Below are 4236 nucleotides of genomic sequence, written 5' to 3' on the forward strand. Positions count from 1 at the left end.
CCCAGCGCGCCTGCCGCCGACCGCCGAGCAACACCGACAGCGCGTCGGCAGCCGCCAGGGCGTCGAGGTCCCGACGTGACAACGCAGCCCGCGCGGTCAGATCGTCGATGTCGGTAAACGGTCGCTGCCGACGCGCACGCTCGATCGCGCGCGCCCCGTCGTCGGACAAGCCCTTGACCAGCGACAGCCCTAGCCGCACCGCCGGCCGGCGGGCATTGCCGTACCGCCCGATGCGCGCCTCGGGACGCGACTCGACATCGCTCACGCAAACGTCGACCGCGCGCACCTCGACATGATGCCGTCGCGCATCCTGCACCAGCTGCGACGCCGAATAGAATCCCATCGGCAAACTGTTGAGCAACCCGCACAGGAACATCTCCGGTGCATGACACTTGAGCCACGCACTCGCATAGGCGAGCAGTGCGAAGCTTGCCGCATGACTCTCCGGAAAACCGTACTCGCCAAAGCCCTCGATCTGGCGGCAGATGGCCTCGGCAAACTCGCGCGGATAGCCGTTTTTCAGCATCCCGTCGATGATGCGGGTCTGGAATTTCTCGAGCCCGCCCTTGCGTTTCCAGGCCGCCATCGAACGACGCAACTGATCGGCATCGCCGGCCGAGAAATCGGCGGCGATCATCGCGATCTGCATCACCTGCTCCTGAAAGATCGGCACGCCCAGCGTGCGCTCGAGCGCCGCCTTGATCTCCTCGCGCGGATAGACCACGTCCTCCTTGCCCTGCTTGCGACGCAGATACGGATGCACCATCCCGCCCTGAATCGGCCCCGGCCGCACGATCGCCACCTCGATCACCAGGTCGTAGAACTTGTCCGGCTTCAAGCGCGGCAACATGCTCATCTGCGCACGCGACTCGATCTGGAAGACACCCACGGTATCGGCACGACGAATCATGCCGTACGTCGCCGGATCGTCGCGCGGAATGTCCGCCAGCGAGATCGGCTCACCGCGCCATTCCCCCAGCAGATCGAGCGTGCGGCGCAACGCGCTCAGCATGCCGAGCGCCAGCACATCGACCTTGAGCAGCTTGAGCGTCTCGATATCGTCCTTGTCCCACTGAATGACGTAACGCTTGTCCATCGCCGCCGGCGCAATCGGCACCAGGCGCGAGAGCTTGTCGCGCGAAATCACGAAACCGCCCACGTGCTGCGACAAATGCCGGGGAAAGCCGATCAGCCGGGCGACCAGATCCGCCCATAGCCGCGTGGTCGGGGCGTCGGGCGACAACCCTTGTGCCGCCATGCGCGCGAGCAGATTCTCGCGACCGTCCCACCACTGCTGACTCTGCGCGACCTGCTCGACAATCGACAGATCGATGCCCAGCGCCCGCCCCGTGTCGCGCACCGCACTGCGCATGCGATACGAAATCACCGTCGCAGCCAGCGCCGCCCGGTCGGTGCCGTACTTGTCGTAGATGTACTGGATCACCTCTTCGCGCCGCTGATGCTCGAAGTCCACATCGATATCGGGCGGCTCGTTGCGCTCCTTCGACAGAAAACGCCCGAACAGCACCTGCACCTCGTCAGGATTGACCGCCGTGATTCCCAGGCAATAGCACACCGCCGAGTTGGCCGCCGACCCGCGCCCCTGGCACAGGATGTTCTGGCTGCGGGCGAAACGCACGATGTCGTAGACCGTCAGGAAATACGGCTCGTACGCCAGCTCCCGGATCAGCGTCAGTTCGCTTTCGATGAGACGACGCACCTTCTGCGGTACCCCGTTCGGATAGCGCCGCGCCGCGCCGGCCTCGACTTCCTGATGCAAATACGTCACCGGCGTATGCCCGGCGGGCACCAGTTCCTCGGGATACTCGTAACGCAGGCTGCGCAGATCGAAATGGCAACGCGAGGCGATGGCAATCGTTTGCGCCAGCGCGTCCGGCGGATAGAGCCACGCGAGCCGCAACCGCGTGCGTAGATGCTGCTCCGCATTGGCGGCGAGCGCCAATCCGCAGGCCTGCACCGGCTTGCCCAGTCCAATGGCGGTGAGCGTGTCCTGCAACGGCTTGCGCGAGCGCACATGCATGAGGACATGGCCGGTGGCGACGAGCGGCACGTCGCACTCGGCGGAGATCGCCCGCAGCCGGGCCAGATGCGCGTCGTCGTCGGCTCGGTGATGGCGTTCGAGCGCGAGCCACACGCGTCCTTCGCCGAACGTCTGTGCCGCCCAGCGGGTTTGGGCCAGCGTGCGCTCGGGACTCGCGCCGGTCTCCGGCACCAGGATCATCAGGCACCCCGGCAGACCCCGCAGATGCGCCTGCCCGGTTGCCGGCGCGCTGAAGTCTCGCGCGTGCAACCGATAACCGCGCTTCGGGCCGCGCATGCGACCGAGTGTAATCATCTCGGAAAGATTGCCGTAGCCTTCGCGGTGCTGCGCAAGCGCGACCAGATGCACACTGCCCAGCGCGGCTGCGCTGTCCTCGGGCGTCAGACGAAACTCGCTGCCCACGATCAACGACACCGACGGATACTGCACCGCCTCGGCCAGTGCGCGAACGACACCGGCCAGCGAGCACTCGTCGGTCATCGCCAGCGCGGTGTAGCCCAGGTGCGCGGCCCGCGCGATCAGTTCCTCCGGATGCGACGCGCCACGCTGGAACGAGAAATTCGACAGGCAGTGCAGTTCGGCATAGGCAGGCAGGCTGCCGTCGTCGGCCGCACGCGGATCGGGGGGCGCCGCCGGATCGGCGCCGGCCGCGTCGGCACGCTCATCATTGGCGGCCAGCCCTTCGGTCGGGCCTTGCCACGGCAGGAAATCGTCGACATTCATCGCACAGCGGACCCGCCGGACTCAGCCGAACAGGCCATGCAAGTACCACGCGGCATCCGCCCCATTCACGGGCCGCTCGCGAAACACCCACAGCAACGCCCCCGTGATATCGGCCGCAATGAAGTAGTCGCGCGTGACGGTGCCTGGCTCCCACCAGCCGGCTTCGATACGCTCAGGACCGCTCATCAGTTGTAGCGGCCCCTGCCGCCACGGACGCTCCTGACGCACGCCGAGGCGTTGCGGCACATCGAGCAGCCATGCCGGGCGCGGCGGCAACAGGGACTCGCCATCGGGCCGATGACGGACCGCGCCGGACATCGTGCCGTGGGAGGCATGGGAAGGATTGCCGGACGCCCCATACGGCACGCTGACGAACGCTGCCTCGGGCCGGTGATCGCCACGCACCTGCAAACGCCGCACGTGCTCGTCGCCCAACCGCGCCGCCACACGCTCCATCAGTTGCACAAAATCCTGCCGGGCGCGGCCCGGCTCCGGCAGGAGCGAGCCGCTTTGCGGCACATGGGGCGCCGTCTGCGTGACATCGAGCCGCAACGTCAGCACCGGGGCCACCAGTGGCGAGCGGGCCAGCCGCTCCTTGCACAACGACAGCAAGTGCGCGGGCGCCGCACTCGCTTCGGCAAGACGGATGTCGAAACGCGTCGGTGCCAGCGTTTGCCGCCCAAGCGGCTCATGCTCGAGCACCAGCGCGAGCGCGCGCGTGGCCAGTTGCCCGGCGGCCAGCCATCCCGTGAGTTGGGCGAGCAGACGGCGCAGACCGAAGAGCAGCACGTCCACGTCATGCGTGAGCGACGGCAGCGGCAGCACCGCCTCGAAATGGGGCGGGGCGCGATACCAGGCGGGGGCTTCCGGCGTCTCGCCATAGGCCCGGGAAAGCGCAGCGGGCAGTTCTGCACCGCAGCGGCGCCTCACACCCGCCGCAGGCAGCGCGCGCAGTTCGCCCAACGTCGCACAGCCGATTTGCGCAAGCCAGTCGAGCCACGGCTGCGCCTCGGGCAACAAGGCGACCGAGCGGGAATCGAGGGATTGCGGCAGCGTCATCGGCGTCGGTGGTGTCGGTGGCAACCGCAGCGACCCACAAGGAGTACCGGCTCGCGCGAGCAACGCCGCCGCGCTGGCCGTGGCGGCAAGGCCCAACGACGCCCGGTGCCCGAGCGCCTCGGCACTCTCAAACACCTGCGCCGCCAGCGATGCCAGACCGCCAAACAGACGCAGGCTCGGTGCCACGTCGATCAGCACGCATTGTGGCGAGGCGATCGCAACGTCGGGGCCGAAGCGCAGCAAGGCCAGCGCCAGCGCCTCGAGCGCGACCGTCTCGGCCGCTTCGTCGCGATCGTGGAATCGTGCCTGCGGCAATAGCGCCAGCACGCCGCCACGGCGCATGCCGGGTTGCACGCCGGCTGCCTGCGCCGCCTCACTCGCCTGCCAGACAC

Annotated in this window: 2 protein-coding genes; both read right to left on the bottom strand. The window is 67.8% G+C overall.

Annotated elements, in window-relative coordinates; translation table 11 throughout:
- The coding region (locus A985_RS0114795) for an error-prone DNA polymerase (RefSeq protein ID WP_017234179.1) at positions 1-2785 on the bottom strand (2785 nt) is incomplete at its 3' end.
- A gap of 21 nt (positions 2786-2806) precedes the next feature.
- The coding region (locus A985_RS25630; RefSeq protein WP_017234180.1) for a DNA polymerase Y family protein at positions 2807-4236 on the bottom strand (1430 nt) is incomplete at its 5' end.

This window comes from Pandoraea sp. B-6 (assembly GCF_000282835.1).
Classification (GTDB): Bacteria; Pseudomonadota; Gammaproteobacteria; order Burkholderiales; family Burkholderiaceae; genus Pandoraea; species Pandoraea cepalis.